The organism is Alteromonas sp. AWJ4_199 (genome assembly GCF_056159165.1).
In genome coordinates this window covers 936,475-961,526 of sequence record NZ_JBSWUR010000001.1, presented here as the reverse complement: position 1 = coordinate 961,526, position 25,052 = coordinate 936,475, and the positions used below count along the sequence as shown (strand labels likewise).

General features: G+C 42.5%; 21 protein-coding genes. 7 read left to right on the top strand and 14 right to left on the bottom strand.

What is annotated here, in order from left to right; all coding sequences use genetic code 11:
- Positions 1–27 precede the first annotated feature (27 nt).
- The gene (locus ACXAER_RS04275) at positions 28–864 is read left to right on the top strand and encodes a polysaccharide pyruvyl transferase family protein (RefSeq protein ID WP_474826860.1); all 837 of its coding nucleotides are present in this window, start codon (positions 28–30) and stop codon (positions 862–864) included.
- 8 nt (positions 865–872) lie between these two features.
- Here the strand turns inward: ACXAER_RS04275 and ACXAER_RS04270 are convergent, their stop codons facing one another.
- From ACXAER_RS04270 to ACXAER_RS04235, 8 genes are all read right to left on the bottom strand, one after another.
- A complete protein-coding gene (locus ACXAER_RS04270) occupies positions 873–1,802 on the bottom strand; it encodes a capsular polysaccharide synthesis protein (RefSeq protein WP_474826857.1) in 930 nt (309 codons plus the stop codon).
- A gap of 57 nt (positions 1,803–1,859) precedes the next feature.
- Positions 1,860–2,807 carry a glycosyltransferase family 2 protein gene (locus ACXAER_RS04265; RefSeq protein ID WP_474826853.1) on the bottom strand — a complete coding sequence of 316 codons (948 nt, stop codon included), beginning with the start codon at positions 2,805–2,807 and terminating at the stop codon, positions 1,860–1,862.
- Positions 2,785–4,617 carry an ABC transporter ATP-binding protein gene (locus ACXAER_RS04260; RefSeq protein WP_474826848.1) on the bottom strand — a complete coding sequence of 611 codons (1,833 nt, stop codon included), beginning with the start codon at positions 4,615–4,617 and terminating at the stop codon, positions 2,785–2,787. Before ACXAER_RS04260 ends, ACXAER_RS04265 begins: the two co-directional genes overlap by 23 nt.
- 8 nt (positions 4,618–4,625) lie before the next feature.
- Positions 4,626–5,765 (bottom strand): glycosyltransferase family 4 protein, encoded by a 1,140-nt coding sequence (locus ACXAER_RS04255; protein ID WP_474826845.1) that lies wholly within the window; start codon positions 5,763–5,765, stop codon positions 4,626–4,628.
- A gap of 34 nt (positions 5,766–5,799) precedes the next feature.
- Positions 5,800–6,477: a hypothetical protein gene (locus tag ACXAER_RS04250; RefSeq protein ID WP_474826843.1), complete on the bottom strand. Its 678-nt coding sequence runs from the start codon at positions 6,475–6,477 to the stop codon at positions 5,800–5,802.
- Between the two features lie 190 nt (positions 6,478–6,667).
- Entirely contained in the window at positions 6,668–7,627 is a 960-nt protein-coding gene (locus ACXAER_RS04245) for a THxN family PEP-CTERM protein (protein WP_474826841.1), read from the bottom strand.
- Positions 7,628–7,779: 152 nt separating this feature from the next.
- Entirely contained in the window at positions 7,780–8,637 is an 858-nt protein-coding gene (locus tag ACXAER_RS04240) for a ThiF family adenylyltransferase (RefSeq protein ID WP_474826839.1), read from the bottom strand.
- 1 nt (position 8,638) lies between these two features.
- On the bottom strand, positions 8,639–9,457 hold the full coding sequence (locus tag ACXAER_RS04235) for a PEP-CTERM/exosortase system-associated acyltransferase (RefSeq protein WP_474830498.1): 819 nt from the start codon (positions 9,455–9,457) through the stop codon (positions 8,639–8,641).
- Between the two features lie 217 nt (positions 9,458–9,674).
- Here ACXAER_RS04235 and ACXAER_RS04230 point away from each other — a divergent pair, with 217 nt between their 5' ends.
- From ACXAER_RS04230 to ACXAER_RS04220, 3 genes are all read left to right on the top strand, one after another.
- Positions 9,675–10,442, top strand: a complete 768-nt coding sequence (locus ACXAER_RS04230; protein ID WP_474826834.1) for a S1 family peptidase — start codon at positions 9,675–9,677, stop codon at positions 10,440–10,442.
- 109 nt (positions 10,443–10,551) lie between these two features.
- Positions 10,552–11,823, top strand: coding sequence for a Vi polysaccharide biosynthesis UDP-N-acetylglucosamine C-6 dehydrogenase TviB (gene tviB, locus ACXAER_RS04225; RefSeq protein ID WP_474826832.1), 1,272 nt, complete (start codon positions 10,552–10,554; stop codon positions 11,821–11,823).
- Between the two features lie 9 nt (positions 11,824–11,832).
- On the top strand, positions 11,833–12,849 hold the full coding sequence (locus ACXAER_RS04220; RefSeq protein ID WP_474826830.1) for an NAD-dependent epimerase: 1,017 nt from the start codon (positions 11,833–11,835) through the stop codon (positions 12,847–12,849).
- Between the two features lie 50 nt (positions 12,850–12,899).
- Here ACXAER_RS04220 and ACXAER_RS04215 read toward each other — a convergent pair whose 3' ends face one another.
- From ACXAER_RS04215 to ACXAER_RS04200, 4 genes are all read right to left on the bottom strand, one after another.
- A complete protein-coding gene (locus tag ACXAER_RS04215) occupies positions 12,900–13,784 on the bottom strand; it encodes a patatin-like phospholipase family protein (protein WP_474826829.1) in 885 nt (294 codons plus the stop codon).
- Positions 13,785–14,156: 372 nt separating this feature from the next.
- Positions 14,157–16,352 (bottom strand): malate synthase G, encoded by a 2,196-nt coding sequence (locus ACXAER_RS04210; protein WP_474826827.1) that lies wholly within the window; start codon positions 16,350–16,352, stop codon positions 14,157–14,159.
- 98 nt (positions 16,353–16,450) lie between these two features.
- Complete coding sequence (locus ACXAER_RS04205; protein WP_474826825.1) at positions 16,451–17,395, bottom strand: LysR family transcriptional regulator; 945 nt, start codon at positions 17,393–17,395, stop codon at positions 16,451–16,453.
- 282 nt (positions 17,396–17,677) lie between these two features.
- Positions 17,678–19,273 carry an isocitrate lyase gene (locus tag ACXAER_RS04200; protein WP_474826822.1) on the bottom strand — a complete coding sequence of 532 codons (1,596 nt, stop codon included), beginning with the start codon at positions 19,271–19,273 and terminating at the stop codon, positions 17,678–17,680.
- A 660-nt stretch (positions 19,274–19,933) separates the two neighbouring features.
- Here ACXAER_RS04200 and ACXAER_RS04195 point away from each other — a divergent pair.
- The 3 genes from ACXAER_RS04195 to glsB all read left to right on the top strand — a co-directional run bounded on the left by ACXAER_RS04195 (position 19,934) and on the right by glsB (position 23,681).
- Positions 19,934–20,893, top strand: a complete 960-nt coding sequence (locus tag ACXAER_RS04195; protein ID WP_474826820.1) for a chemotaxis protein CheV — start codon at positions 19,934–19,936, stop codon at positions 20,891–20,893.
- Positions 20,894–21,116: 223 nt separating this feature from the next.
- Entirely contained in the window at positions 21,117–22,595 is a 1,479-nt protein-coding gene (locus tag ACXAER_RS04190) for an alkaline phosphatase (protein ID WP_474826818.1), read from the top strand.
- A gap of 177 nt (positions 22,596–22,772) precedes the next feature.
- Positions 22,773–23,681 (top strand): glutaminase B, encoded by a 909-nt coding sequence (gene glsB, locus ACXAER_RS04185; protein WP_474826816.1) that lies wholly within the window; start codon positions 22,773–22,775, stop codon positions 23,679–23,681.
- Positions 23,682–23,760: 79 nt separating this feature from the next.
- Here the strand turns inward: glsB and ACXAER_RS04180 are convergent, their stop codons facing one another.
- Together ACXAER_RS04180 and ACXAER_RS04175 are read right to left on the bottom strand one after the other, a co-directional pair.
- Positions 23,761–24,462 (bottom strand): VC0807 family protein, encoded by a 702-nt coding sequence (locus ACXAER_RS04180; protein WP_159494482.1) that lies wholly within the window; start codon positions 24,460–24,462, stop codon positions 23,761–23,763.
- 46 nt (positions 24,463–24,508) lie between these two features.
- Positions 24,509–25,048, bottom strand: coding sequence for a rhomboid family intramembrane serine protease (locus ACXAER_RS04175; RefSeq protein ID WP_269917431.1), 540 nt, complete (start codon positions 25,046–25,048; stop codon positions 24,509–24,511).
- Positions 25,049–25,052: the final 4 nt, after the last annotated feature.

Here is a 25,052-nt window from a genome sequence, read left to right as displayed (position 1 = left end):
TTAATAAAAATGGTTTCAGGTGAATAAGTGAAAGAGCAAATAGCTTCAAGTATTAGCGCAGCATTAAAACCACTTCGGAAACAAAATGATAGATTTCTTTTTTGGTCGGTGTATTACCCATTTAACTTTGGCGACTGGTTAGGCCCTTATATCTACAAGAAACTAGCGAATCAAGATGCTTGGTTTAAATCACCCTCATCCTTTGAATTGAGTACCGTTTTTATGGGGGCAGGCAGCATATTGTCGTTAGCAAAAGAAAATTGCATTGTTTGGGGCTCAGGTATTATTAGCAGAACTGTTGAATTTCCAAAACCCTATGAGATAACTGCTGTGCGAGGGCCTTATTCGCATGAACGTTGTACTCAGTTAGGTATTACATGCCCTGAAACCTATGGCGATCCAGGGCTTGTTTTGCCCTTGCTCTACCAGCCGACGGTCAAGAAGAAGTATCGTTTGGGGGTTATTCCTCATTTTACCGACTTCCATCGAATTACGCAGCTGTTCAGTGAGGATGGTGTGAAGGTGATCGATGTCAGGTACCCAATCGAAGAGATAATCGACACTATGCTAGAGTGTGAAATGATTTTGAGTAGTTCCCTGCACGGTTTGATTCTATCCAATGCATACGACATCCCTTCAGCGTGGGCATCGTTCGACTCTAAATTAGGAGGTGACGGAATTAAATTTAAGGATCACTACGCGTCGGTAGGTGAGTTCAACCCCGTGTGTTTGAACAATGCCCATAGGATGGGAGTCGATGATATGTGCGCTTATATCCAATCAACTAAAAACGTGTATGACACCCGAACTGTGGCGAAGCGGTTACTCGATGTTTGTCCATTTCCGCACAGATCTACCCTATAAATTTCTTTCTAAGAGGTAAGACGAGAATATAACTTGTGCATAACACCGCCAACCTCGATTGCTTGGTGTTTAGCATAGTAGTCCAATTTATAAATCGGATCCTCTTTGTTTTCAACTCTTTGCTGGATGTCAGAAGGCATCCTTGAAGACCATACTACTCGCTCAGCAACACCAAGTCGGCGCATGTAATATACTAATTTGTTCGATATTTGTTGTGCAAGATCGTTTCGCTTTTTGAATAGGCCAAGTCGCTTCAGAAATCGAGCAAGAGACTCAAAGCGCCATGGCCCAAACGCCTTACCAAATACTGGCCCCGAGTCATTAAAGAAGGGAAGTTTATTAAATTTCTCCTTAGCTACAAGACGGTGAACGAGAAGGTGAATCGTATCCGAACTGATGGATTCAACCTCGTCCCATATAGCTCTGAATCTTGTATCTTCTGAATATAGATGCTCAAAACAATAGTGAAACCAAAAGTAGTCTGTTGCGAAACTTCTATCTTGCCAATATTGATGACTCGCGTCTCGCCATTGCTTACACAAGTAATGATTAGGAGTTGCTGCTAGAAAACCGCTCGTTAACATTCGATCTGGTCCAGGTCTAGAAAATGCATAGAATCCATTTCTCATTCTGGGGAATAGCCACTGTTCGAATGGTTGAGTTAAAAAAAGGCTGGAGTCTATCCAAACGCCACCATACTTAACCAATAAATTGATCCGAATTAAATCGCTTCGGCCTTGTATAGGTTTTCTTTCCCAAAAATCAGGTAACTCTTGCTCTAATGGAATGTATTCATGCAAGTTTGACTTGTCTAATAATCGGACTTCCCAATCTGGTTGATTCATTTTCCAAGAATCGACAGATTTTAACGCGATAGGAGGCGCACTGTCCCAACCTTGCTCCCAGAAACTCCAAATAACTTTTGGTATGTTTGACATGTTGAGTATCCAATAAAGTTTTTTATAAAATAAACAAAAATGTTTATCAGATTGATTCTATGGGTTCTTGCACCATACCGAAATCAATTCTTTAGCTTTAAGTATCTTTAATAAAGCATAGCGAAGCAGGTTGCTATCGTCAGTTATTGACCCTTTGATGAAAGCCGAAACGCTTTCAAAAAAATCCTCAACTGCTACTTTTAAAGGATAAGTAGGGCGGTTAAATAACTTTTTGCCAGAAGACAATTTCGACAGATTAAAAACCGTATAGGCCGAATCGACAAACATTTTTTTAATGTTATCGAACTGAAATTCACGTTCTTTCAGTCGGTGTAAAACTCCGGCGTTAGGCGTATAGATGACTTTAGCCTTACTATTGATTAACTTTGAGTAAATAATAGTTTCTTCACCTGCAACTAATTTGTCGCCACAGCGCCCTAACCTTGGGTCGAAACCGCCAAAATCGTGGAGAAGTTGTTGTCGTATACAAAAGTTCTTACCGTAAAACTCATGTTCCCTGTCGGTAATTTGTAACTCTTCTTCTCCATAATCGATTGCGGCAAAGAAAGGGGTATAATTTGGGAGAAACCATTCAGGTTTACGCCCTTGCCAGTCGACAATGATCTTACTGAAGATGCAGTCAGGACTTAACTTATGAATCTTATCAATATAGATCGATAGCCAATTGTTGTTAATAATTGCATCGTCGTCGGTGAAAAGAATATATTCCCCCTGTGCTTTGGCTAGGCCTAGGTTCCTTGCATGTGACAACCCTTGATTGCTTTCAACATAATATCGACACGGAAACTTGAAAGTTGGCTTTAGTTCTTGTACCACCTGAGCTGTATGATCTGGTGAATTGTTGTTTATAACAATAAGTTCAACTAAGCCACTATCAACGACATTAGCTGCAATGTCCTGTAGCGTTTTATACAGCGAATCAGCATTGTTGTATGTGCAAAGAACAATTGAAATTAGCAGGTTACTGTTCGCTGGTTTGCTCATTAGACATTTCCCCAATCGCTAACTCTCTGAAGTATTCTGACTGCTCTAAAAGCTCACTATACGTGCCTGATTGGGTTATCTGCCCTGAATCCATAAGGAATATTTCATCACAATTCTCTATTGTAGACAGCCGGTGAGCAATCATAATAACCAACATATCTTCGGCTAATAAGGTTATTTCTTTTAACACAGCGCGTTCGGTGATGTTATCTAGCGCACTGGTTGCTTCATCTAGAATAAGGACTTTAGGGTTGTTGTACAATGCGCGAGCAATAGCTAGGCGCTGTCGCTGCCCTCCGCTTAGCCTGTCGCCATTTTCTCCTACTCGGAAGTCGTACCCCTCGGGCTGCGACATTATGAAGTCGTGTATATTTGCTTTCTTCGCCGCTAGTTTAGCCCGTTGGAGATCCACATTTCTATTTTTAGCGCCAAAGCAAATGTTTTTCAAAACAGTATCGTCCAGCACAAATACCGACTGCGGAACATAACCAATGTTGCGCTGCCACATTATGCGATTATCAACATTTATAGCTTGCTGATTAACAAGTACTTCACCTTCCGTTGCGGTAATTAAACCTGCAACTATATTGGCTACCGTTGTTTTACCTGCACCGCTGCCACCGACAAAAGCAACTAAAGAATTACCGTTAAGGCGCAGGTTGATATTACTTAAAACATCATTATCAGTTTCTGGGTACCGATAGTTTACATTTTTTAGAATTACTTCACGCAAAGGTTCATCAGTAAACATGGGGGGAAGTTCTGATTCATCGGAAAACGCTCGCGCATTTTTGCTTGCTTTCGCAAGCTCGTCTTCAATTTCGGGTATAACACCACCGTTGGCTTTAACCAATGTCAGTGATTTGTATATAGTTTGCGCTGCTGGTAGTAGTTTATATCCAGCCATGGCATAGAAACTCAGTGTAGTGACCACTTGCTCCTTGTTATCAGCTGTAGAAATTAAATAAATACCGAGTACTATGATGGCGGAAAAGATCACTGTTTCTACAATAAAGCGGGGTAAATCTCCAGCTAAGGCGATAAAGGCTGCCGCAGAAAGTCCGCGCTTAGTCGTTTGGTTTACTTCATTAGAATACCAAGGCTCTACTCCAAGTAGCTTTATTTCTCTAATCCCCCGAATACTCTCGTGTAAAAGTTCGAGTTTTTTGCGATTCACTTTTGTAACAATTGAACCAGAGGCTACTGTTTTCTGGCGAACTGTCGCGAAGATTAAGCCATACACAGCGGTAACTATCACTGCCGCAATGAGAGCAAGTATCGGGTTAACGACTATCAAGGCCAGAACGATTAAAATCAAAATGAGCAGTTGCGATACCAACAATAAGAACTGCTGTAAAACGTTGTAAACCATCCGAGGAATTTGCATTGTAATATTTGAGATTAAATGACTCGAATTCTCGCGCAAAAAGAAGATGTAATCATTGCGTAAGTATGAAGTGTAAAGTCGACTTTGCAATTCGCTACCCACATCAATAGAGTATTTAGTCGATAACCATAGTACAAATGACGCACTCAGATTCGCGACCAATATCACGATACAAACCAGCACAGAGTAATAAATAATAAAGTTGTAGTATCCCGGTTCACCGAGGAACTCATAGGCAAACTTAAACGCTTTATTTGAGGTCAAATAATCTTCACTAGATAGAAGTGCGATAAACGGTGCAATCGATCCAATACTACCAATTTGTAGAATTGCTGACACAAAAAATAGAATTTGCAATGTAACGAGTTTTGCTTTTTGCATGCTATCAAGCATTCTTAACAGCGATTTAAAGTTATCTAACATGCTAGTCTCTATTTACTTATTTGTATTAATTCCGCAATAGCGTTTATTTGCTTTTGCTCGGTGAATTGCTCTTGTACCAATGAACGAGCGTTATGAGCGAATTTAGACCGCAGTTCATTCGAATTTTTTAATTCTAATATTCTATTTGCCAGCTCGGTATAGTTACCGGGCGTAATGTGAAATCCGGTCACACCATGCTGGGTCGATTCTGGTAAGCCGCCAAGTTTAGAAACAATGAGTGGCAAACCCGAACTTAACATTTCAACACTTGATCGGGTAAACGAATCCCACCCTGTTGATGCAATAACACCAATATCACTATTTCGCATCAAGTGAGGTACGTCATCTCTATATCCTGCGAATATCACTCTTTGCCTTGCTTTATCATTCGTTAATTCTTGTTTATAGGTGTTGGCTTCATTACCTTTATTTCCACACAATAAAAAATGGATGCCATCAATATTGTCGCGCAGTGCTAATTCATTCGCTGCCTTTACAATGGTACGAACGCCTTTGCGTTCTTCGAAGTGACCAGAATAAAAAACAATAATGTCTGAGTCAGCTATACCAAATTCTGCTAATAATGACTTCTTGCCGTTTACAGGAAGGTAAGTATTAGTATCAACACCTAAATGAATAACTGACGTGTGTTTTTCGGGAATGCCACGACCATGGGTAGCGGTAAGCCTCATAGCCTCTGATTCGAAGATAAAATGATCGGCTGCATAGCGTTTGCGTAATATCCAATCTAACCGTTTTAAGATTAACTTCCACCAAGGTTGCAGGCCGCTTATTGATGCCCCCCAATAAGACACAATGTTACTAACGCCGCTGTTTCGCAGTGTCGCAGCTATTGGCGAGGGGAAATTCAAATCAAACGCTAATACCGTTCTAACGTTATGTTTTTTCACTAGCTGCTGTAGGTTTTCTAAGTCTGACGTTAGCTCGTAATCAATTTGATACTTGTTGCATTGATTTACCGACACATTTTTATAACTGAATAATATGTGTTCTTCTGATCTTCCCGCGTGCAAAGCCGCCTTGTGAAAAACTTGCTGTAATTTGGATATAGCAAAACCTGCGTCATCAGAACAATGAAACATGAACAAAACAGCAGATTTAGTGGAGCTATTGTGAAGCTGAGACATCATTACTTCTTATTAGTTGTCACAAGAAAGTTTATCAATAAGTCAAACTAGAGTGGCTATTATTAATTAATAACGCACGCACGTCATTAAACTTATCCTGAATTGCTAGGTCGGAAACGAACGCGTTACCTTTTGAAATACTTTGATTCGGTATAATCTTACCAGACTTTATAGCATCAGAGGTGTCACCGGCACCGCCAATACCCGTGAGTGATTGAACATTGTATTCAGAAGGGATTGGCGTTTCTAGCCCAACTACGTTGGTTATAAAGTTTAGGGTTTCTTCACTATTGTCGCGCAGCAAGTCGGCGTCGAAGTAAGCATATTTCCCTTTTAACTGCTGAGCATAGTTTGCTAAGTCATCTAACCTTCTTGATAAATAACGTGTAGCGTATTCTTCAGATTGTTCGCGCCAGTTTTCTCGTTTCGCTAATTTTACAATACTTGGAATAGTGGCATTCACGTCTCGTAACGATATGAATACTATAGCATTCCTTTGTATCATTAAATCACAGTCTATATTCACACCATTATGTAACAATTTGTCGAAAAAAAAGCGGCTATTAGGCTTTACATTATTAGCCATGGCATACTTTATTTTTTGCAACATAAAGTCACTGTTTGTGAGATAGTCTTGCTGAATTTCATAGTAGCCGTTAATTTCAGGGTGGCTGCCTATAAGATGTCCTGTCAGACTTGAGTTGGAACGCATGTGACTGAGCAAAACAATGTTTCGGTAGTTACACAGTAAACGGGGCTGTTTTACTAAAGTTGTTAGGTATTTAATGTATCTACTTTTCAAATTTGCCTTTTTCCAATCACGCACGTTTATCTGTTTGAAATCATATAAAAAAAAACCCTCACAAGAAACATCTCGAGAGGGTTTTTTAAGTTGTTTGCCTTTAAGCTTGTTTGTTTTTCTTTCTTGAAAAGCCAGCCAAACCCAAAAGACCAAGACCGAACATTGCTATAGATGTAGGCTCTGGCGCTTCAATTGCGCGGATAACAAACTGCGCGTCAAGCACGCTTACACCTGCTTCTGGTGTAAGGAAGCCCTGTTTTGTACCGTCGTCAAAAACTTCCAAGCCGCTTAAGCGAGTTATGATTTCATAATGTTCGTGGTAAAGCCCACCAGTATTCACAACGAATGATACCGCGAAGTCAATAAAATCAACAGATTGAGCAATAACGTTACCGCCTGCAAAACCAGCGATTGCAAATGCGTCTGCACAACCGTTTACGTTAACGCTTCCTGGCGTGCCCACTGGATCGTCACCGTATGTACAACTGTCGCCCGCACTGCCGTTAGGCGTTTCTGTGAAGTCAATCATAAACTCCAACTCTGGAGCTGTAAAAGATAGCCCTGGCGAGGTTGAAGTTAGCTTCAACCCGTCTACTATCTTCACAGTGTCAAGGAAGGTTCCTGTTATAGCGAAGTTTTCGTGACGAATTGCAGTACCTTGTGAAAAGAAATCAAAATAATTGGCTACACCGATGTCAACAGTCGTCGCCATGCCCTGTGGGCCAGGCATACCGTCAACTATGTCAACAAGATTTCCATCTTCATCCCACCTTTGCTCAGACATCTCAGACACAGGGCTAAAAATGCCTAAACAGCTTTGATTTGGTGAGGGAGTACCCCAACAAATGTTATTCGGTAGTGCACCTGTTGATAAAATAGAAACTCCACCATTCACACTTGGGTCGGTGGAGGTGCCAGACTCGATGATTGCCCCATCTGGTGTCGGGTCATCGAAACCAGCTTCATTAACAAACCCCCATTCTTCAATTAGAGGCAGTGCGGACGACGCGCCCGAAACGCTTAATGCGATAGATGCAACTACTAACTTTAATTTTTTCATAATGATTCCTTGGGTAAAACGTGACATCATTGTTCAGTCAAACCAGAAGTGCATTCGGTGTGCCATCTTTTTAACCTCATGAAAATAGGTTAAAAAATAAACTTTTGAAAATGGGAGAGGTAGAAGTTGTTAAAATTGCTGACAGTAAAACTTTACGTTTCTGAAACAATTTTTTTCGCCACTTTGAACATAATCCTCTGAAGTACCCCGGCGTTGCCGAACGGCCTCCAGGTTTTTACTAGCTTGTTGCGGTAAGCGTCAAAATGCAAACCGTAAGGAGCGGCCAACACCTCACCGCGCCCCAGTAAAATCTTTAGAACATAAGTTCCCGCAATACCCGCACATAAGTTAACAGCCATAACAGTTGAAGGTCCTTTTTGCTGTTTAAAACTTACACGTGTTTGGTCAGCGAGATAAGTTCGTTGTAGCATGGCTGGAGAGAGTCCAATTAGAAATTGAATAAGTTGCTCTTCTTCACTCTTTTTGGCTTCAAAGCGAAAATAGTCTTCAAACGACATTTGGTCAGGAAGAAAGCAGAGTAAGGCTGAGCCCATTCCTAATGGTGCAGCAGTGACTACAGGGATGCGAAGCTCGTAGCATCTTTGAAAAACTAATTTACGCGCATTCAGTGCAAAAAAGTCCAAGCTATCAACGTATACGTCGACATTCCTCAGAAAATCGTCAACGTTTCCTTCGTTGATACCACCATCAAACGTTGTGATAGATGCTTCTGGGTTTATATCAGCAACCATCTTTGCCATGGTTTCCATTTTACCGTGGCCAACAGTTGAAAGTGTAGCGCCAAACTGACGGTTGAAATTGTGAACTTCATAGTCATCAAAGTCAGAGATTTTAAAGTTACCAATTCCGAGCCTGGCTAAGGTTAGCATATGTAGGCTTCCAACACCGCCAGCACCGGCGATTGCCACGCACTTTTTGCGCAACTGCTCTTGTTCAGATTCTGAAACCCAGCCTATGTTGCGTGAAAAAGCGTCGTGATATTTAAACATGCTATTCTCTTTCGTTATCAAGTAAATGTTTTTGTGATTCGATTGAGGCTTGTATATCGTGTAACATTTTTTTAAATGCTGGTGTCAGACTTTCCATGAGCAACGACGGGTTTATGTAATACGGTGCTCGCATTCCGTGATAATCAACTGTTGGGCCTATTTTATGGAATTTTATGCCTAAAAAACTCATGCTGCGAGCAAGCCTTGGCTCCATCATCACATAGGTGTGTGGAATATTTTTCATTATTACTATAGACGCGGCAGACATATAAAGGCCAATTGCGATAAACGGAAAGCATCGCAATTCTTGCTCGGAATAAGATGTAGTGTTTATCGCACCGGTTGCGGCTCCGTCGAAGGAGTCCGACTTTCTTCGACGAAATCTCTCTGGAACGGCAAGCCTACTAATCTCACAGATATCATGGCGTGAAAAATTTGAAGGCCTGAGTGCTTCGTCTGTAATGCTATGCAAACAATATTTTTCGATGGGAAGTTGCTGAGACTCGTCTGTAGGGTGAACTACTCTTACCGTTCCAGCATAATTTCCTGTTTGAAGATGTTGAATCATTGCGTGGATAGAAAATTCATCAAATTCATCTCTTTCTTGCTCGTTTTGTTTTACAGGCTCAAAAGCAAGTTCCTCACAATAAACTTGGTGTCTTATATTATATACAGTTAATTTGTTTTCTTCGGAAGCGGCAACGACTGGACTCAAGTAATCGGAAAAGTGTTTAGAAATTTGTTTAGCTTCTTTTAACTTGCTATAGCCAGACATTGCCTTTTTGACTCGACTGACAACCGAATTAATAGGTTTAACCATAGAAAACGGCTTTGCTTCAGGTTTTTTTGAGTCGTCTGAATTCACTGGTTAACCTTTTTTTATAAATTATGCAACAGGCTTTAGATATTTTAATATAGCACAGGTTTTGTGACACTTTGCAATCGCTTGAGTTTAAAAATATAGTTGAAGTTCAAACTGGTCTTAAAGCGTAATTTAGTTACAATTCAGTAAAATTAAAAACTCAAGTCTTTGCCCTATGCGACGTTACTTTCTTTATTTTTTACTTTTATTTCCTTTTGTTACGATAGCTGCTTCGGAAAAAGGGTTTGTTGACGTAGTAAAAGACGTAAAGCCTTCAGTGGTCGGTGTCGGTGTGCACGCTCCGTTAGCGACAGTAAGTAATCAACTACAGGGCACAGGCTTTGTCGTTGGAAACGGCAAATACGTTGTAACTAACAAGCATGTTATAGACTCTAAACTTGAAGAGGGTATAAAGTCTCAGCGTGTTGTTTTTGTTCCACATGGGGGTTCATCGAAAGTTCTCCCAATTAAGCAGATTTTCAAAAGCAAGCATCGCGACATCGCTATTGTAGAGCTAGAAACAGCGCTTCCGGCATTAAAACTTGTGGCTACTAACGACGTTATAGATGATGGCTCAAGCGTGGCAATTACCGGCTTTCCGATAGGTGCGGTTCTAGGATTGTATCCTGCAACTCATGCTGGAATTGTTGCTGCATTCACACCAGACGTCATTCCGGCTCATCACAGCTCACAGTTATCTCAGCGCTTCTTAGCACGCGCCGAGGCCCCGGCTATGATTTATCAACTCGATTTAACAGCTTATCCGGGTAACAGCGGAAGCCCAGTGTATTTATCAAGCAATGGGGCTGTTTTTGCCATTGTTAATAAAGTCTTTGTGAAAGAAACCAAAGAAGCTGCAATCGAGAAACCAAGTGGCATAACTTATGCTATACCTGTAAGTGAAGTATATGAATTAGCTGCTAAGCATGGCATTGCGTTATAGCAAGCTTTATGCAGGTTCCTTTCCTTAAATTAGCGCTTTGTTAATAAGGCAAAATATGCCAACATCTCGTTCATTAGGACGGTACATTTAAAGGTATACAACGGGCTCCATGGATAACAATAAGAAGATAGCAATAATTGGTCTAGGCTACGTAGGGTTGCCACTAGCAGTCTCTTTCGGCAGATTTTTTCAAACGATTGGTTTTGACATAAGCCAATCACGAGTTGATGATTTGAAGGCCGGTGAAGACTATACGCTAGAGGTTACAAAAGAAGAGTTGACGAACGCTTCAAATCTTACTTTTACTAGCGATACGCAAGATATCAAATCTTGCGATTTCGTTATCGTTACGGTCCCTACACCAATTGACAAAAATAAGCAGCCAGACATGACTCCGTTGCAGAAGGCGAGTCGAATGATTGGTAGCATTCTACAGCCGAACATGACGGTTATCTATGAGTCAACGGTTTATCCAGGGGCAACCGAAGAAGTCTGTATTCCCATTCTTGAAGAAGTATCGGGCCTTACTTTTAACAAAGACTTTTTTGCTGGTTACTCACCAGAGCGTATTAATCCAGGCGATAAAAAGAACCGTTTGGAAACAATTGTAAAAGTAACATCCGGAAGTACACCTGAAATTGCTGATAAAGTTGATGCACTATACCGTTCAATTATTACCGCGGGCACGCACAAAGCTTCTTCAATCAAGGTAGCTGAAGCGGCTAAGGTTATTGAAAACGCCCAACGGGATCTAAACATCGCATTGATAAACGAACTTGCCATGATTTTTGCTCGGGTAGGGATTGATACTGAAGAGGTTCTTGATGCGGCTGGCAGCAAGTGGAACTTTTTACCGTTTAGACCAGGTCTAGTGGGCGGCCACTGTATTGGAGTTGATCCGTATTATCTCACTCACAAAGCTGAAGCATTAGGCCATCATCCAGATGTGATTTTAGCTGGGCGCCGCGTGAATGATCGCATGGGTGAATATGTTGTATCTCGACTAGTTAAAAATATGCTAAGTCGTCAGATTATGGTTAATGGTTCAAGTATTCTGCTGTTAGGTATCACGTTCAAAGAAAATTGCCCGGACATCCGAAACACGAAAGTAGTCGATATCGCTGAAGAGCTTGGCAACTACCAAGTTGATTTGGATATTTATGACCCATGGGCAAAGCCACAAGAAGTAAAACATGAATACGGTCTTTCGCTAATTGATAGGCCTGTAACAGGCAAGTACGATGCTGTTATTGCAGCAGTTGCCCATAGTGAGTTCAAGTCTTGGAGCAAGGATGAGCTTCGAGCGCTTTGTAAGCCAAATGCAGTGATTTTCGATTTAAAGTATATGTTTGATAAAAACGCAGTAGATATGCGTCTTTAAGGATTTAAGATGAAAGTATTGGTAACTGGAGCTGCAGGATTCATCGGCTCTCACGTCGCATTATCACTGTTAGAGCGTGGCGATGTCGTAGTGGGAATTGATAACCTTAACGATTATTACGATGTTTCGCTGAAAGAAGCTAGGTTGAAAGCTATAGGTTCGCACAAAAACTCAGTAAACTTTAGCTTTATCAAGCTAGGTGTAGAAGATCGCGATGGTATGGCAGCGCTTTTCTCAGAGCAACAATTTGATAAAGTTGTTCATCTGGCTGCACAAGCAGGGGTGCGTTATTCGATTGAAAACCCGAATGCGTATGTAGACGCCAATATCGTGGGTTTTGTTAATGTACTAGAAGGCTGTCGGCACAACAATGTTCAACATTTAGTGTATGCATCATCAAGCTCTGTTTACGGCGCAAATGAAAAAATGCCGTTTTCAGAGAAAGATAATGTAGATCATCCTGTTTCGCTCTACGCAGCAAGTAAAAAAGCCAACGAATTGATGGCCCATACATATAGCCATTTGTACAATCTACCTACTACTGGCTTGCGTTTCTTTACTGTTTATGGGCCTTGGGGGCGACCTGATATGGCCCCAATGAAATTTACTAAGGCAATTTTGGCTGGCAAGTCAATCGATGTTTACAACTACGGGAACCACCGTCGAGATTTTACTTACATAGACGATATTGTTGAAGGCGTGGTTCGTGCGTTGGATAATGTAGCGAAATCAAACGAAGACTGGGATGGAGCGAATTCAGACCCTAGCAGTAGTCGTGCACCTTACAGAGTATACAACATAGGCGCGCAAACGCCTGTTCACTTGTTAACGTTCATAGAAACCCTAGAGAGTGAGTTGGGGATAGAAGCACAGAAAAACCTTCTTCCTATGCAGCCAGGTGACGTTCCAGACACTTATGCTGATGTTTCATCGCTAGTTGCAGATACCGGTTACCAGCCATCTACCGATGTTAAAACAGGCGTAAAAGCGTTTGTTAGCTGGTACCGTGATTTTTATAAAGTATAAGCGCTAGCAACGTATAAGCGCTAGCAACGTATGAGTGCTTTTAAACAAGGTTAAATTACACTGCTATTCATAAACCCCGCACACTTTTTGGGCAAAAATTCTTTCGTGGTTGCATAACCGAGTTCAAAAAGTGTGTTCTTAATTTCAGGTGTAAGCGAAAAATCTACCGCGGAAATCTCTCCGGTATTCACCACCACCGTATTGTGCCAATATTTCGCATTAACATACTCCCTGGATATAGCCGTCATAAACGTGCGAATAAGCATGCTGACGTATTGCGGCAGTTGAAGTAAGTTCTTTTTAATGGCCTTGCGCTTTTGATTGATGCTTTGTAGTCTGAAGCACACGGAAGGCGTTCCGTCACCCCGCCAATCCTCAAACAGCGCATCTTCAGATAATATCGCCCCGTCTACTAGCAAGTGTTCTTTAAAGGGCTTAAATGAGAAGATGAGTGGTATCGACATAGAATATCGTACCGCTTCTGATACTTTCATATCTGGAGAGGTTTGTTTGTTAAACAAAACTGGCCCGCCGCCGTTTACGTCGGTAGCCAGAATATGCAAATCAAGAGGGAGGTCGGCAAACACTGCGCCCTCTAGTTGTTCGTCAATCCATCGTTGAAACACGTCACCAGATGAAAGCCCACCTTCACGAAGTAACCTTACCAGTGAAAACTCAGTGAATTGTTTAAAATCAGTAACTAGTGCGAGCTCTCGCATTTGTCCTACTGTGTAACCTTTGGCATAAAGTGATGCGATAATAGAGCCACCTGATACACCCACTAAGGTGTCGAAGCCTACATTCATATCCTGCAGTGCTTTAATAATGCCGATATGGGCGCTCAAGCGGGTACCTCCGCCTGAAAAGATGGGTACAATTTGCGATACATCGTCTCGTAAAAGTTTATTCGGTATTGCCGATGAGGCTATCTGCATGTGCATACTCCAAACTAAGGAGGCCTCGCGCAAACTGTTTTAACTTAGGCCATAAAACGAAATGCACTACCTCACAATAAAAGCGTAGTTTACGGGTGAAGTATCAGCAAAATATGAGAGGTGAGAAGAAAGATATCTTTAGTATAAGGTGTAGCTATATCGCTACATTGAATGATGTTTTATACCCTTAACAGCAAGGTCAACTGACCCTTCACACTTTGCAATTATTTGAACAACGTGGAAAAGACCCCCAAAAAAAGCTCACTTCTGAATCAACAGAGTGAGCCTAGTTAGTATGCGAATGTGTTGCTAACGCGCTTTGTGAATATGGTTATAAACCTGAGTTTCTAACCAATAAATACACGTTGGGAATTAACTCTCAGCAAGCTTCGCTTTCATCTCGCGTCGACGAGCGTGCAATAAAGGTTCAGTATAACCGCTAGGTTGCTCCTTACCTTTGAAGATAAGGTCGCTTGCGGCTAAGAAGCCGATTGAACTGTCTAAATCAGGTGCCATCGGAATGTACTCAGGGTCACCCGCATTTTGCTCATCTACTAACACAGCCATACGAGCCAAAGACTCCTTGACTTGGTCAACACTCACGATGCCGTGCTCAAGCCAATTGGCGATATGTTGCGATGAAATTCGTAGTGTTGCGCGGTCTTCCATCAAGCCCACATTGTTGATATCGGGAACCTTCGAACAGCCTACGCCTTGGTGAACCCAGCGCACAACATAGCCTAGGATACCTTGAACGTTATTGTCGATTTCACGCTTAATACTGTCACGAGTCAAAGTAGAGGCATCTTCTAGCAATGGAATGGTGAGAATATCGCTTAACCCATCAAAGTTCTCATCAAGAGACTTCTGTATGTCAAACACGTTTACGTCGTGATAATGAAGTGCGTGAAGTGTCGCGGCAGTAGGTGAAGGCACCCACGCTGTATTAGCACCAGCTTTAGGGTGACCAATCTTCGCGGTCATCATGTTTTGCATTTCATCAGGAATTGGCCACATACCTTTACCAATTTGCGCTTTGCCAGAAAGGCCGCAACGAAGACCTACAGCCACATTTGCGGTTTCATAGGCTTTAATCCAAGCCATAGACTTAAGCGCGGCTTTTTCTGCAAAAGGCCCAGCAAGCATTGAGGTATGAATTTCATCACCGGTTCTGTCTAAGAAGCCGGTATTAATGAATACAACCCGGGAGGTAGCTTCAGCAATACAAGCCTGAAGGTTGATACTTGTGCGGCGTTCTTCATCCATTATACCCATCTTAAGGGTGTTGGCTGGAACATCGATTATTGCTTCAATCGCACCAAACAATGCGTTAGAGAATGCTACTTCTTCTGGCCCGTGCATTTTAGGTTTAACAATATAAATACTGCCCTCGCGGCTGTTTTTAAATTTACTGTTTCCTAAAAGGTCATGCTTTGCGATAAGTGAAGTCACTAACCCGTCCATGATCCCTTCTGGCACTTCTTCGCCGTCAAAGAGCATAGCATTGTTAGTCATAAGGTGGCCTACGTTTCTAACAAACATAAGACTTCGACCAGTAAGTACTAGTTTGCCGTCTTTAAGCTCGTCTTGTGACGCGTGTTTAGACGGCTGATAGCTTCTGTCATCATGCATAGCGCGAACAAGCTGCTTGCCGCCTTTTGTCATTTCAATGCTTAATGAGCCTTTCATCAAGCCTAACCAGTTGCTGTACACCAAGGTTTTATCTTCAGCGTCAACAGCAGCTACAGAATCTTCGCAGTCCATAATGGTAGTTAGTGCGGCTTCAACTAGTACGTCTTTTACGTTTGCTGCATCGCTCTCGCCAATAGGATGAGTCGGGTCTAGTTGAATTTCAAAATGCAGACCGTTGTGGGCAAAAAGCAGGCTTGAAGGTGCGCTAATGTCACCTTGATATCCTTGCCATTGCTCAGTGTTTGCAAGAGTAGTTTCATCGCCATCAGCAAGCGTAATGGCCAGTTTGCCTGATTCGATTTTGTATTCAGTGACGTCAGCGTGGCTGCCTTTTGCTAGCGGTATCATGTTATCTAAGTAGCTTTTCGCTTTGGCAACAACTTTGGCGCCACGTACGGGGTTGTAGCTCTTGCCTGGCTCGGCGCCACCTTCATTACTGATAACGTCAGTGCCATAAAGTGCGTCGTAAAGGCTTCCCCAACGGGCGTTTACCGCGTTAAGTGCATAGCGAGCGTTATTGATTGGCACTACAAGCTGAGGGCCTGCCATAGTCGCTATTTCAGCGTCTACATTTTGTGTTTGTGCACTAACTTGTGAAGGCTGCTTAACAAGGTAACCGATGCTTTTTAGGAAGTCGGTATACTCGTTTCCATATACCGGGTTGCCAGCCTTGTGATAATCGTCGATAGCCCGCTGAAGCTGTTCTCGCTTTTCTAATAGCGCGCGATTTTGAGGAATGAATTTTTCGAAGAGGGTTTCTGCACCTTGCCAGAAGGTGCTTTGATCTACGCCTGTGCCAGGAAGCGCTTGTTCATTGATAAAATTATCTAGCTGTGCGGCAACCTGTAGTCGGCCTCTAGTGATATATCCTTGCATAACTACCTCTATACATTTTTCTGTTAGCTCAGTGTAGTGTGTATAGAGATAGTTTTTTAATTTATGGTTTGTATTTTTGCCATATTTTTTGTGAATATTTATCCCGCGTTCATTTCGCTGGCAACGTCGCTTATCAATCGGCGTAACCAAATGTGACCCGCGTCGTGATGAAGTAGGGCACTCCAGGCCATTTTTAACGCAATAGGTGGTATGTCAAAAGGTGGCTCTTTAATCATTACATCAGGGTCGTGTTTAAATAAACGGGCCGCTTTGCTTGGCAATGTGGCGATAAGTTTCTGCTTTTTCGCAATTTGCAGAGCCGCGTGGTAATGACGAGTAAAAACGCGAATTGCACGCTGTTTTCCGATTTTTGTTAGCTCAGCGTCTACCCAACCTAATTTTTGAACTTCATTCGGGTCAATACCAACGCCAACACCAAAGCCGGTTTTACTCACCCAAATGTGCTGGGCACCTAAATAGCCTTCAAGGTCACATTTTTCTACCAGCGGATGGTCCGCACTCATTACGCAGCTAAAGGTGTCATACCAAATAACTTTTTGGTGAAACGACAACGGCAGTTCATCGAATCGGTTAATTGCCATATCCACTTTACCTTGCTCTACGTCGTGGAACGTCACGTCACTTGGCGTGATAAGGTCAAGTGTTATATTGGGTGCTAAATCGGCCAGTCTTCCAACGAGTTCAAGTAACAAGGTACTTTCTGCATAGTCACTGGTCATAATGCGGAAAGTTCTGTCGCTAGTTAAAGGGTCGAAATCAACTTCGGGCTGAATAGAACTTTCTAATCGACTAAGTACATCGCGAATAATAGGTTGCAGTTCAAGCGCGCGCTTAGTGGGGGTCATCCCATCGCTGGTACGAACTAAAAGCGGATCTTTGAATAGATCACGAAGACGTTTCAGGCCGTTACTCATAGCGGGCTGAGTAATGCTTAGCTGGTTTGCAGCTTTCGTTACACTTCCTTCGCGCAACAGCACATCTAAATAAACCAATAAATTCAGGTCGACCTTAGCTATATTCATTATTCTAATGCTCTTTTTAAACCTAATTAAACGTAGCTATTATAAAGCTTTTTTATTTCAATGTCAGATAAGCGTTTAGTCTTAACTTGCTCACTTTTATACCAATAAGTAATTGAAAAATAGTATGTATATAGATTTTTTATGGAATTTTAAAAAGTATGGCTTTTTTTATTTTTTGTAGAAAACATAAACGAAATGAATGGCGAGCACAAAAAAGGGCACCCGAAGGTGCCCTGTAGGAAAGGTTGGGATACTTTCCGTTTAACTTGTTGCCTGTTCGCGTTATACGTCGAACTGGTTCATGGTGTTATCTTCACCAGACGCTTTAAGTGCACCTTCACCAGAGAAGTACTCTTTGTGCGTGTCACCTAGGTCCGAACCTGCCATCGCCTGGTGCTTAACGCACGCTAGACCTTGACGAATTTCTTGACGCTGAACACCGCGTACATAAGCAAGCATACCTTCTTCACCGAAGTAACCTTTAGCAAGGTTGTCAGTAGACAGTGCTGCAGTGTGGTAAGTAGGTAGCGTGATAAGGTGGTGGAAGATGCCCGCTTCACGTGCTGCATCAGCTTGGAAGCTCTTAATCTTCTCGTCAGCCGCTGCTGCAAGTTCGCTGTCGTCATAGTCAGCAGACATAAGTTTCGCGCGGTCGTAGCCAGAAACGTCTTTGCCTTCTTCTGTCCAAGCATCAAATACTTGCTGACGGAAGTTAAGCGTCCAGTTGAACGATGGAGAGTTGTTGTAAACCAGCTTTGCGTTTGGAACCTGTTCGCGAATAGCGTTAACCATTTCAGCGATCTGACCAACGTGAGGCTTTTCGGTCTCAATCCACAGTAGGTCAGCACCGTGCTTAAGCGACGTTACACAGTCAAGTACTACACGGTCAAAACCTGTGTTGTCTTTAAAGCGGAATAAACCGTTTGGTAAACGCTCTGGCTTAACAAGTTTGCCACCTTGCTTAAGAACTAGGTCACCTTCAGTTAGGTCGTCTACGCCAGCAACTTCAGTCGTTTTAAGGAAAGCGTTGTACTGAGCCGCTAGGTCACCTTCTGATGTAGATACTGGGATCTTTTGAGTAAGGCCAGCACCTAGTGAGTCAGTACGCGCAACGATAACACCTTCATCAACACCTAATTCAAGGAATGCATAGCGTACTGCGTTGATTTTAGCCAGGAAATCTTCATGTGGAACGGTTACTTTACCGTCTTGGTGACCACATTGCTTCGCATCTGATACTTGGTTTTCGATTTGGATACAGCATGCACCCGCTTCGATCATTTGCTTTGCAAGTAGGTACGTTGCTTCTTCGTTACCAAAGCCCGCATCGATATCAGCGATGATTGGAACTACGTGAGTTTCGTAGTTGTCGATTTCAGCTTGAATCGCAGCAACATCACCACCGTTTTTCTTCGCGTCGTCTAGTTTGTGGAAAAGGTCACCCAGTTCACGTGCGTCTGCTTGACGAAGGAAAGTGTAAAGCTCTTCAATAAGTGCAGATACTGACGTTTTTTCGTGCATCGATTGGTCAGGAAGAGGACCAAACTCAGAGCGAAGCGCTGCTACCATCCAACCTGAAAGGTATAGGTAGCTTTTATTCGTTGTGCCTTGATGCTTCTTAACTGAAAGCATTTTTTGTTGGCCTACAAAGCCGTGCCAGCAGCCTAGAGACTGTGTGTACTGAGACGAATCTGCGTCGTATTCAGCCATGTCTTTGCGCATGATGCTTGCTGTATAGCGAGCAATGTCTAAACCTGTTTTAAAGCGGTTTTGAACCTTCATACGTGCAGCGAACTCTGGGTTGATACCTTCCCAAGCTCCGTTTTGTGCTGCCTTTAATGTGGCGAAGTTATCAATGTCTTGTTGATATTGCGACATGAGCGTCTCTCCCGACTATAATTAAAATTCTTTACGTTGTTTGTGTTCACGCTGTAGGGCGTTCCCGTTGATTCCATTTCATCCTAGTGCGAGTTTGGTAATAATAAAAATATATATTTTGCATTGCCGCCATTCATCTTGTGAATGCTTTATCGCTGCGTTGCTAATGCGCTGTGTCGACAAATTTCTAGCTAAGTTAGAAGATGTTCGCTATACGCTTAGATAATATGGGATAGCGAACTTATCCGTTTATCGTTAAACGGCATAGAGGGGATTTACAGGTTCGATAGTAATATTAATAGAGAGAGGCATGTTTAGCCTTGTTAGCCTATATTTAAACTACCTTTGGGTAATAACGATGCCTAGCGTGTGTATTTTCGTTAAAGCAAAACACGCTTTAACGTATTTGAATGAGTTATCAATAGAAATGGCTAATGCTAGTGAGTAAAGTTCGCAAGGTTTGGGGCTATTGCAGAGGTTGCTTTACTAGTAAAACATTAATTATGTTGCTTTTTTCAGCTGTCCATTAGCTGAAAGGGTAATAGCTTTGTAATGACGGTCAAGCTAACTTTAACGGTAAGTTATTGTAACTTGGCTAATTGGTATGACGGTATTAAATTGGCTTTAGGTCTTTGATTGTAAATTGAATAAGTGGGCGTTATGAGTAACAGTGTATTATCGTCGGTTGATCAGCGAACCAAACTTGTTGGCGAGAACAGGCTTGAGCTTTTAATGTTTCAGCTTGGAACCCGTCACATTTTTGCCATGAATGTCTTTAAAATCAAAGAAGTTATCAATGTACCCAAGCTTAACATTATGCCTGGTTCCCATAATAATCTTAAAGGCGTAATGAATTACCGCGGCAGCTCTATTCCAATTATTGACTTGCGTCAGGCGATAAAAATGCGCGGAGCAGCCACAGAAGCTACAGCGAAAAACGTTATTATCACCGAATACAACAGAAGCGTGCAGGGCTTTATTATTGGCGAAGTTAAAAATATCGTGAATACCTCTTGGGGGACTATACAACCGCCCCCAAGCGGAATTGGTAAATCTAATTATTTAACCGCCATAACTCAGGTGAATGTTGAGGGTAAACAAGAGCTTGTTGAGATAATAGATGTTGAAAAAGTGCTCGCGGAAATCATCGACTACGATACATCTATTTCTGAGGAAGTGTTAGATCAAGATATCGTTAATCACTTTCTCGGTAAAAAAGTGTTGATTGTTGATGATTCCAGCACGGCAAGAAGACAAATAAAAGACACTTTAGAGCAGCTAGGTATCAGTATTATTGAGCGAAAAAACGGCGCAGAAGCGTTGGCGTTACTAAAACAATGGGCTGACGAAGGGAAAAATCCTACCGACGAAATTTTGCTTATGTTTACTGACGCAGAAATGCCAGAAATGGACGGTTATCGGCTTACCTCAGAGGTGCGTAACGACCCGCGTATGAGCAATCTGTTCATTGCACTCAACACCTCATTAAGCGGTAGCTTTAACGATGCCATGGTTGAAAAAGTGGGTTGTAATAGATTTATCTCTAAATTTCAGCCCGATATGCTTGTAGACGTGGCGCAGCAGCGTATGCGTGAATACCTCGCAGCTCAAAGCAAATAGGCTTTTCTTTTCTAGAAATACTCCATTTAGACGAGATGACTAAACGGTCATCTCACCACAAGCATATTTTATCCAAAAGCTTTGAGCATCTTGCTTGCCTGTTTTACACTATTGCCTTTTATCGCTTTACTAATATCAACGTTTCATTCGCGGTAATATCGATTTTGCAGTAACTGCGGCTTATAACGTCAGCAGGTATCTTTACTTACTCAGGGAAGTTTAAATGATTAAACAATTTGCTCGCACATCATTGCTAAGTTGTGCGTCTATTGCTGTTCTTGCAAGCTGTGGTATCACTGAATCTAAGACAGAATCAGCAAACGTAAACAGTAGTCAAATCAACGGTGTGCCGAAAAATATCATTATGGTTGTTGCCGACGGCATGGGGCCTGCCTACACAACCGCTTACCGTAATTATGTAGATGATCCGTCAACACCGGAAGTAGAGACGGTTGTATTTGATGACATTTTAGTAGGCAATGCGTCAACTTACCCCGCTCGTGTATCGGGTTATGTTACCGATTCAGCCGCTGCAGCAACAGCACTTGCTACCGGCGTGAAGTCATACAATGGTGCAATAGGTGTAGATGTTGATAAGCAGCCAGTAAACTCGGTTATGTACCAAGCTAAAAGCAAAGGTATGCGAACTGGCTTGGCGGTTACATCGCAAATTGTTCACGCAACACCTGCGTCATACATTGCGCACAACGAAAGCCGCAAGAACTACAATGAAATTGCTGAAGATTTCTTTGATGTTCGTGTCGACGGTAAGTTTGTTGCTGACGTGATGTTAGGTGGCGGAACTTCTTACTTTGAACGCGAAGACAGAGATATTCTGGCGCAGTTCATTGATGCGGGCTACGAATATGCCGACACATATAATCGCCTAGCTTCTGTACCTGCAGGAAGTAATGTGCTTGGCCTGTTTGCGCCTGTGGCGCTGCCTGCAGTGCTGGATGATAAGCGTAAAAACCGTCTTGAGTACTTAACTCAACATGCTATCAAGCACTTAGAAAACGACAATGGGTTTTTCCTTTTAGTTGAAGCAAGCCAGGTAGATTGGGCGGGTCACGCAAATGATATCGCTTCTGCTATGGCTGAAATGCACGATTTGGCGTTAACCATGGAATATCTGCGCGACTATGTTAAAGCTAACCCCGACACACTGGTTGTACTAACTGCTGACCATAGCACCGGCGGTTTGACTATTGGTGCAAATGGCGACTATCGCTGGAGCCCTGAACATTTAAAATCAATGTCAGCCTCGGTAATGACGATCGCGCTTAATATGGCGAATGAAGAAAACCCTGGCGAGTATGTGGCGCAGAAGCTCGGGCTATCGTTAAGCGAAGAAGAGCTAGCTACGTTAAATAGTGTATCGAATCAAGATGATAAAACGCGCTTTATGGCAGTAAAAACCTTCCTGGATGCTAAAACAAATACAGGTTGGACTACAGGCGGTCATACTGGTGTAGATGTTGAAGTGTTTGCTTTTGGTGCGGGCCACCAGTCATTTATGGGGCAAATCGATAATACCGATATTGCGAAGACTATTTTTAGTTTTATTGATAAAAAACAGCCAATAAAAATCGATAATGACGCAAATGAAGTATCAAGAAAGGTGACCACCAATATTGAGCTTACGTCAGACGAAGATGATGACGGCTTATGCGACTTTAAAGAAGACTGGCGCTGCAACTAAGCGTCAGCTATACGGGCGGGCTAAGGCTTTTGTAGCAAGTTGCATTATTGAAGCAACACATAGCCGATAGAACTTAACTAAAATGGAAGCGCCGACGTTTTTCTAACAGGCGCTTTTCTTTTATTAGCAGAAAAAATATTAGCAAAAAAGAGGTCAAGCCAGAGAATGGAAAGCGAAATGCTATCGTTACTGCAGGATATTTATGACGAAGTCGAGCCTATGCTTGGCATGGGTAAAGTTGCAGACTATATCCCAGCGTTAGCAACGGTTAATCCTCGTCAGTTTGGCATATCTATTTGTGATATCAATGGGCAAATTACGTCTATTGGTGACGCTAGCGTGCCGTTTTCAATACAAAGTATCTCAAAAGTCTTTAACCTTGTTTTAGCTATCAATCACTACGGTGAAACCATGTGGGAGCGAGTAGGGTGTGAGCCTTCTGGCCTGCCGTTTAACTCTCTTGTACAGCTGGAGTATGAAAATGGTATTCCACGTAACCCTTTTATTAACGCAGGTGCTTTGGTGGTAAGCGATATGGTGCAATCGCGCTTTGCATCGCCTTTTATTGCCATGAGAGACTTTGTGAGGCGCTTAAGCTGCAATGGCAATATCGTGGTCAACAAGGTCGTGGCAGATTCTGAATTCGAACATCGTTCTCGCAACGCTGCAATGGCGTATTTGATGAAAGCCTACGGCAACTTTGAAAACGACGTGGAAGATGTACTTCGCAATTACTTTCATAACTGCGCATTAGAAATGAGCTGTGAAGATTTAGCGCGTTCGACAAGCTTTCTTGCTAACGCAGGTTTTTCGACCTGCGCAAATGAGCAGGTATTAACGCCTTACCAAACAAAGCAAGTGAACGCATTGCTTGCAACTAGCGGCATGTATGACGAAGCGGGCAGCTTTGCTTTTAAAGTGGGTCTGCCGGGTAAAAGTGGGGTAGGCGGCGGTATTGTTGCTGTGGTACCTGGTCGATTCACAATTTGCGTATTCTCTCCTGCACTTAACAGTGTGGGGAACTCTCAGCTAGGCGTGGCGGCGCTAACTTCGCTAAGCGAACGGATAAATTGGTCTATTTATTAATAGCACGACAATACATTCAAGGGGCCCCGAACGGGGCCCTTATCCACGACCGGCCTCAAACGGCCGCAAACTGGAGCTTTCACTGATTAATAAAGTTGTCGAGCTCTTCGCCAGTAATTTTCTTGATTTGAGCAAATAAATACCAGAGCGCTGCAATAAGTAAAATCATGCTTGGGATCACAATGACCGGGTAGCTAAGCGCAGTCATTCGACCTAGCTCTTCAGTGTATGCTGTAGTGCCCGGCTCACTGACCAAAATCATTTTAGCTAAGATATAGTTAAGTGCAGAAGAGAGGAAAAACGAGCTCGCTACGATGTAAGAGCTAACCGCGACTTTCTTCTTAAACTCTGGCTGCTTTCCCTTGGCATCTAATACCTGATTGAGGTGAGGCCAGTTTATTATCTGGTCGTTCAAAATAAGCATTTTGACTAAGGGTTTATTAGAGTATTGGGTTACTAGCACAGCAATACCGATAATGCCTGGGATAGCCGCTTCTTTAATCGCAATATACTCTGCTGGTAGTTTAAGTAAGCTAAACCCGCCAGTAAGTAACACGCTGATAATCCCAAGAACAGAAAAGCCGTTTACCTTTCCCGATTCTTTTAAATCCCATAGGCCATAGCCAATAGGAAAGCTAAGTGCGGCAACGATACTCCATGCTGGCCCTAGGTAGTCTTCTGAACTTGCATAGCTCATCAACACCACAGGAATAACAATGTTAAACGCGAGGTTGCCGAAAAAGCCTTGATTCTTTTGAGTAGGTTCTTGTACTGCTGACATATCTTTTAATAACGTCTTATCTTAAGGGTAATTATACGGAAAGTAATTAGCGTGCCCAGTGCCATGCGGCAAATAAGCCGCCAATAAAGCCAAACAGATGATATTCAAAGGAAATAAATTTTGATGTAGGAAGTACACCAACCAGCATTCCTCCATATAGCGCCGCAACTACAAGTGAAATAAGCAAATACCGTACTTTATTACTTCTAAAACCTGCTAACACGAGAAAGCCAAAATAACCATATACCATGCCGCTTGCGCCTATATGCGTAGCAGTTCTGCCAAACAGCCATACACCTAAGCCACCTATCAGCAATGCGCTCAAAGTAGCAATAAGAAACGTACGTTTTCCCCATTGCATAGTAAGCCACATGAACAGCAAAAGAGGTACCAAGTTGGCCATCAAGTGCGTCGGCGTTCCATGAAGAAAAGGTGCAGTAAAAATATAAGGCAAACTTGATAGCGTGCGGGGCACCACACCAAACTGATTTAATGCATTACCAGTGAGTAAGTTAGCTACTTCTATTACGATTAATAGTGCACCTAACGTCAGCAATACGCGAATTTGAAATGAAAGCGGCTTCATATAA

Coding starts and splice junctions, on each gene's coding strand:
- ACXAER_RS04270 (WP_474826857.1), bottom strand. CDS start 1,802: ATGTCAAACATACCAAAAGTTATTTGGAGTTTCTGGGAGCAAGGTTGG.
- ACXAER_RS04265 (WP_474826853.1), bottom strand. CDS start 2,807: ATGAGCAAACCAGCGAACAGTAACCTGCTAATTTCAATTGTTCTTTGC.
- ACXAER_RS04260 (WP_474826848.1), bottom strand. CDS start 4,617: ATGTTAGATAACTTTAAATCGCTGTTAAGAATGCTTGATAGCATGCAA.
- ACXAER_RS04255 (WP_474826845.1), bottom strand. CDS start 5,765: ATGTCTCAGCTTCACAATAGCTCCACTAAATCTGCTGTTTTGTTCATG.
- ACXAER_RS04250 (WP_474826843.1), bottom strand. CDS start 6,477: ATGCGTTCCAACTCAAGTCTGACAGGACATCTTATAGGCAGCCACCCT.
- ACXAER_RS04245 (WP_474826841.1), bottom strand. CDS start 7,627: ATGAAAAAATTAAAGTTAGTAGTTGCATCTATCGCATTAAGCGTTTCG.
- ACXAER_RS04240 (WP_474826839.1), bottom strand. CDS start 8,637: ATGTTTAAATATCACGACGCTTTTTCACGCAACATAGGCTGGGTTTCA.
- ACXAER_RS04235 (WP_474830498.1), bottom strand. CDS start 9,457: ATGGTTAAACCTATTAATTCGGTTGTCAGTCGAGTCAAAAAGGCAATG.
- ACXAER_RS04230 (WP_474826834.1), top strand. CDS start 9,675: ATGCGACGTTACTTTCTTTATTTTTTACTTTTATTTCCTTTTGTTACG.
- tviB (WP_474826832.1), top strand. CDS start 10,552: ATGGATAACAATAAGAAGATAGCAATAATTGGTCTAGGCTACGTAGGG.
- ACXAER_RS04220 (WP_474826830.1), top strand. CDS start 11,833: ATGAAAGTATTGGTAACTGGAGCTGCAGGATTCATCGGCTCTCACGTC.
- ACXAER_RS04215 (WP_474826829.1), bottom strand. CDS start 13,784: ATGCAGATAGCCTCATCGGCAATACCGAATAAACTTTTACGAGACGAT.
- ACXAER_RS04210 (WP_474826827.1), bottom strand. CDS start 16,352: ATGCAAGGATATATCACTAGAGGCCGACTACAGGTTGCCGCACAGCTA.
- ACXAER_RS04205 (WP_474826825.1), bottom strand. CDS start 17,395: ATGAATATAGCTAAGGTCGACCTGAATTTATTGGTTTATTTAGATGTG.
- ACXAER_RS04200 (WP_474826822.1), bottom strand. CDS start 19,273: ATGTCGCAATATCAACAAGACATTGATAACTTCGCCACATTAAAGGCA.
- ACXAER_RS04195 (WP_474826820.1), top strand. CDS start 19,934: ATGAGTAACAGTGTATTATCGTCGGTTGATCAGCGAACCAAACTTGTT.
- ACXAER_RS04190 (WP_474826818.1), top strand. CDS start 21,117: ATGATTAAACAATTTGCTCGCACATCATTGCTAAGTTGTGCGTCTATT.
- glsB (WP_474826816.1), top strand. CDS start 22,773: ATGCTATCGTTACTGCAGGATATTTATGACGAAGTCGAGCCTATGCTT.
- ACXAER_RS04180 (WP_159494482.1), bottom strand. CDS start 24,462: ATGTCAGCAGTACAAGAACCTACTCAAAAGAATCAAGGCTTTTTCGGC.
- ACXAER_RS04175 (WP_269917431.1), bottom strand. CDS start 25,048: ATGAAGCCGCTTTCATTTCAAATTCGCGTATTGCTGACGTTAGGTGCA.